Here is a 5,319-nt window from a genome sequence, read left to right as displayed (position 1 = left end):
TGAGACAGTTGCTCTGTTAATCCTAATACTGTTTCAGTTAAAGCTGACTCGATAGCTGATTGCTCAATATAATCAGAGATTGACAAAATTGCTTTCTTCTCTGCGTGGGATTGCAACTCAGTCGTCAACGCTGTTTCAAAGTCATTGAATGCAGTTTTAGCTCGAAAGAGTTGTTGCCGATAAATAGATAGTTGTTCTGTTAATTGTGGCAACGTTTCAGCCAAGGCATCATCAACTACTGACTGTTCAATAAAGTCAGAGATTGCATCCACTGCTCTTTGTGATGATAGTCGTTGCTCTTCATCAACAATCGCGGTTTCCAGGTCGTCAAATGTGGTTTTATTATTAGCTAGCTGCTGCTGATACGCAGACAGTTGTTCTGTTAATTGTGGTAACGTTTCAGCCAAGGCATCATCAACTACTGACTGTTCGATAAAGTCAGCGATTATATTTATGAATCTTTGGCTCTCCACTGCTTGCTCTTTAGGATTCTTCAACAGATTCTCAATAAGCTCATCATCCCGTTGGGGCTGGTAATCAATCCCCTTATGTTTTTGTAAACCTGGCCATGTATAAGCAGGCCCCAAAGAAGTGCCGCTAAATTTCTGGTCATTCCACGAGTACGAGATGCCCTTACTTTTGCCGTTACGTGTTAAGCCGTGACGAACTTCTACACCTTGTAATTGCAACCGCTCAACCAGTTGGGGCATAGTTAGTTTGTCTATTGTGGCGCGGTCGATTAATTCCTGGAGTTGTTGCTTAATGGGGCGCTCTTGTGGTGTAAGGCGCTCACCGTTGATATATTCTTCATGTTCTCTTTCTAGCCGTTTTTGTTGTCCAATACTGGGATTACGCGATAATTTCTCGTGGCTACTCTGGGTTTGTTGTAAACCATAATCTTGTTCTAGCTGCCGAATAATGGTTTCGCTACGCTTGTAATCCCAGCTATCATGTACAATCTTCCCGTTATCTAACCGAATGCGGCTAGCGCAGATATGTATGTGGTCGTGTTCGGTATTGCTGTGTCTGTAGACTACGTATTGGTTACTGTCAAAGCCCATCTCTTCGAGATAGCGGTTAGCAAGTTCGTTCCAGGTTGGTTCGTCTAGTCGCTCGTTGTCTGGTAGTGATAATGATGCGTGGTACACTACTCGGTCAGCTTCTGGGTTTAGTTGTCGAGAGATTTTGAATTCTCTGGCCAGGGCACGGGCGTTATTGCCACCCATGTTGCCACCAATGAGTTTAGCATCTTTCTGAGACTCCAAATAATTCAGCAGTCCGCGAAACCCTCGCCCTTTAGTCTGGTTGCCAATCATCTGTTTCCTCGTCCGATTCTTCGATGAAGGTATTGGCTATTTCCCGTTGGCAGTGTCGTAACACTTCTAATAGTTCTTGTAAAAGTTCTGGTGATGCTGGCGGTGGCAACTGCATTTTAATGGCGGTATTGGTGGCTTTAGCCAGTTGGTTGATGTTGTTGCCGATGCGCGATAGTTCCAAGTATGTGTCCAGTGTTACTCTGCCTAATCGCGGCGGTGGTGCTGGGATTGGTCGCAGCAACATACAGCGTCTGGTTAATTCTCCCAAGCTCAAGCCCGTATCTTCTGCTTTTGAGCGAATCATCTCATATTCAATCGGGCTGAATCGCGCTTGCAACATTTTGGTGCGGACAAGTGATTGAGAAGAAGCTTTGGGCATAAGTCAAACTTGAGTTGATGCAGTTTTTGAGGGGGTTTCCAAAGTGGGGATACTTCCCCCTTTGGCAAGCCTGCCAAGTCGAGCGTAGCGACGACAGCACGCAGTGCTAGGCATGGCTTGCTCCTAACCAGTCTTCGGGGGAGGCAGAAGAACTAGGGGAACTACCCACTAGGGGACACAATGCGTAATCTGCGGCTACCACCACGATGATATTACTAGCGAGTTGACGTAAATTACAGTATGAATAATTTTTACTGAGAACTGTGTGATTTATTTTTGATTAACTGTTCGTGAGTTATCTTACACGTTCTTAGTAATCACTGTTCAATCAGTTACGTTAATATCTGTTACTGTCTCTTAACTATTTGTTGCATTGATAATTACCTGTCTTTAGATAGATGCTCTAGATTCAAGTAAAGTTTTAAAGATAAACATTAGTTTGATTTTTACTCTTGTGGCTAAAGACAATATTCCTAAGTCAAAGATTCCAGAGGCTCTTGATGCTCTACGCGCTTTGGGTGCTAAGGAATTAGATGATATCCCAGCACGAGCAGCTATTAAAAAAATGCGCCGTCAAATTGAACGGGTACTTCGTCTCGGCTATACCTATGAGGAAGTGTCTAAAACTTTAGCCCCTTTAGATATCAACATCAGTCCTGAACGTATCCGTTATTTACTTAACGATATTCGTAGGTCTACACGCAAAAAATCAGTTACTACTCCAAGTCTTGAGAATACTAGTACACCAGTTATTGATGAGCCGGCAGTTAGTGAGGATTCGACTTCTGAGCAAAGCACTAATCAGTCTGTTCAAAAATCAGAACCAGAATCAAAACCAGAATCAAAACCAGCTTCATCAAAATCAACAACTACTAAAACTCCTAAAACGGCTAAAAAGACCTCTGATGCTAAGGCTCTAGAGAATCAAAATTCCTCTCGCCTTGCTTTTGTGCCTGAAATAATAAACGACGAGGATTTGTAGATGGTAGTCAAACCTAAACAATCGGCTGACCAAGTTCTAGAACAAAAAGCAACTGAACAGCCAAAAACTCTTGGGCGCTTAGTGTTGGTGACTGGGGATAAGGGCGGTACTGGTAAAAGTGTGGTCGCTAGAATCCTACTCGACATTTACCGCCACAGAAATATCAACTGCATCGCTTATGAGTGTGACCAGTCAAACCCTCAGCTTTATCGTCATTACAACAAAGTCGCTCCTGGCGTACAAACGCTTAAACTAAATCAGCGCGGTGGTGCTGATGCTTTGCAGGATGATTTGAAGCGTTTATCACCTCAAGTATCTCTGGTGGATCTGCCTGCTGGGGCTGCTGAATATTTTGAATCGGTGGCTAAGGATATTTTTCTGTTTCAAAATGCCCAGCGTTTGGGTTATCGCATCACTATGGTGTCGGTGCTGGGTCGGGTTAAAGATAGTCTGTTGCAGTTAAAACGGCTGATGGATTTCTGCGGCGACAAAGTTGATTATGTAGTTGTAAAAAATCTTTACTGGGGTGATGAACACAAGTTCACTCGCTACAACAATTCTAAGATGAAGCAGGCTGTAGAAGCATTGGGGGCAGTTGAACTGTTATTGCCTGAGTTATATGACGATATTTTTGACCTCGTTGACTCCAAGGATCTTACCTTCCGGGAAGCTCTAGAGCATGAGGATTTTAGTTTGAGTAATCAATCGAGAGTTTATGGCTGGATTGATGCGGTTGAAACTGAGTTTTCTAAGGCGGCTATACAGTTGGGGTTAGAGTAATGGCTGTAAGTAATGGTAATGGCAATGGTGCGGTATCTCATTTAGATAGGTTGCTATCAGAAAAACCACCTGAGTTTCAAGCGAAAGTCTTACGGTTTGCGCTAGATTCTGGGATGAAACAAGATGACCCAGCATTTCGGTTAGTGCAGTACATCGGTTATTTGGCACAACTGACAGAAACCGCTCCAAATGATTGGAAGTTATTATTTGAAAATTTACAGGTAGAGTTAAACGAATGGAGTCAACTGACGGCGGAGCAATTGAAGATTCAAGCCGACCACACGGAGAATATCAAAAATCTAGCGACCAGTTGCAATCAGCTAGGGACAGCCTTGAGCGCATTAAATCTAACGTCTCAGCAACAACTCAAGCAATTGACGAGCTTAACCAAACTCTCCGAGAATTTGAGCAATATCTCCCCAAGGCAACCAGAGACATTGAGCCAACCGTTGCAAGAACAATTGAACGAGATTCAGACGGGAATATCTCTATTGAACCAAAAAGACGCGGAATCGGTCGTTAAAGGTTGGGGTAGAGCTATTATGATCTGGCTTTTTTCTCCGATCTCATTTTTTATTCTGTTTTGGTTTTATTCGCACCTGACCCCAATCCCTACTCCTATTGAAACTACCGAGTCTCTACAGAAAATTTTGCAGAATACTGATTGGAGTAATGCCAAGCTTCAACGGGTTGAGAAAAGGTTGGGAACAGATCCTAATCAGAGACGACGGCGGTAAAAGTTTGCTGTTGAAAACGCAATTTAAAACAACTGTGTCTGCATTACCTATTTGAGCAAAACTGGTTAGTTTAACTTACCACCGACATCATCACAAAGGTGTTTGTCGTTTTCACTAATATTGGAACTATTCTTCAGGTAGTCGTGTAACCAATTGCAACTCTGCACCAGTAAATTATCTAAATTCAGGTTCCATAGTTTCACTGTTTTGTCTACACTGGCACTTGCAATGGTCTTGCCATCCGGGCTGAAGGCGACCTGGTTAACCTCAGCCTCATGCCCCTTGAGGGTAGTAATGAGACTGCCATCAATCCGCCACAGCCTCACTGTTTTATCCGCACTGGCACTTGCAATGGTCTTGCCATCCGGGCTAAAGGCGACCTGCCAAACGGTATCTTCATGCCCATTGAAGGTAGTAATCTCTCTGCCATCAATCTCCCACAGTTTCAGTGTTTTGTCTACACTGGCACTTGCAATGGTCTTGCCATCCGGGCTGAAGGCGATATCATAAACCGGCAGATCATGCCCCTTGAGGGTAGTAATCAGGCTGCCATCAATCCCCCACAGTTTCACTGTTGCGTCATCACTGGCACTTGCAATGGTCTTGCCATCCGGGCTGAAGGCGACGTGCCTAACCGATTCCTCATGCCCCTTGAGGGTAGTAATCAGGCTGCCATCAATCCCCCACAGTTTCACTGTTTTGTCCCAACTAGCACTTGCAATGGTCTTGCTATCCGGGCTGAAGGCGACCTGCCTAACCTCAGCCTCATGCCCCTTGAGGGTAGTAATAAGGCTGCCATCAATTCGCCACAGTTTTACTGTTTTGTCATCACTGGCACTTGCAATGGTCTTGCCATCCGGGCTGAAGGCGACCTGCCAAACCTGATCGTTATGCCCCTTGAGGGTAGTAATGGGGCTGCCATCAATCCGCCACAGTTTCACTGTTTTGTCATTACTTGCACTGGCAATGGTCTTGCCATCCGGGCTGAAGGCGATATCATAAACCGCCATATCATGCCCCTTGAGGGTAGTAATCAGGCTGCCATCAATCCCCCACAGTTTCACTGTTGCGTCATCACTGGCACTTGCAATGGTCTTGCCATCCGGGCTGAAGGCGACCTGCCAA

At 44.7% G+C, this 5,319-nt stretch carries 6 protein-coding genes; 3 read left to right on the top strand and 3 right to left on the bottom strand.

The window, feature by feature from the left end; genetic code table 11:
* Positions 1–1,316 (bottom strand): relaxase/mobilization nuclease domain-containing protein (locus HWQ36_RS01565; protein WP_292697376.1); only part of this gene is annotated, 1,316 nt, incomplete at its 3' end.
* Entirely contained in the window at positions 1,297–1,695 is a 399-nt protein-coding gene (locus HWQ36_RS01560; protein ID WP_292697374.1) for a MobC family plasmid mobilization relaxosome protein, read from the bottom strand. The genes HWQ36_RS01565 and HWQ36_RS01560, both read right to left, overlap by 20 nt.
* 454 nt (positions 1,696–2,149) lie before the next feature.
* Between HWQ36_RS01560 and HWQ36_RS01555 the strand changes: the two genes are divergently transcribed.
* Genes HWQ36_RS01555 through HWQ36_RS01545 form a run of 3 tightly spaced genes read left to right on the top strand, consistent with a single transcriptional unit; the run spans position 2,150 to position 4,194 of the window.
* Positions 2,150–2,677: a hypothetical protein gene (locus tag HWQ36_RS01555; RefSeq protein WP_292697372.1), complete on the top strand. Its 528-nt coding sequence runs from the start codon at positions 2,150–2,152 to the stop codon at positions 2,675–2,677.
* A complete protein-coding gene (locus tag HWQ36_RS01550; RefSeq protein ID WP_292697370.1) occupies positions 2,678–3,457 on the top strand; it encodes a hypothetical protein in 780 nt (259 codons plus the stop codon).
* On the top strand, positions 3,457–4,194 hold the full coding sequence (locus tag HWQ36_RS01545) for a DUF6753 family protein (protein WP_292697367.1): 738 nt from the start codon (positions 3,457–3,459) through the stop codon (positions 4,192–4,194). The genes HWQ36_RS01550 and HWQ36_RS01545 overlap by 1 nt, the downstream gene beginning before the upstream one ends.
* A gap of 65 nt (positions 4,195–4,259) precedes the next feature.
* On the opposite strand, the gene HWQ36_RS01540 is transcribed toward HWQ36_RS01545, so the two are convergent.
* A partial coding sequence (locus HWQ36_RS01540) for a WD40 repeat domain-containing protein (RefSeq protein ID WP_292697365.1) occupies positions 4,260–5,319 on the bottom strand: 1,060 nt, incomplete at its 5' end.

It is taken from the genome of Nostoc sp. NMS2 (assembly GCF_017115105.1).
In the GTDB taxonomy this organism is placed as follows: domain Bacteria; phylum Cyanobacteriota; class Cyanobacteriia; order Cyanobacteriales; family Nostocaceae; genus Nostoc.
The sequence above is the reverse complement of the archived record's forward strand: the minus strand, read 5'-3'. Positions and strand labels throughout refer to the sequence as shown.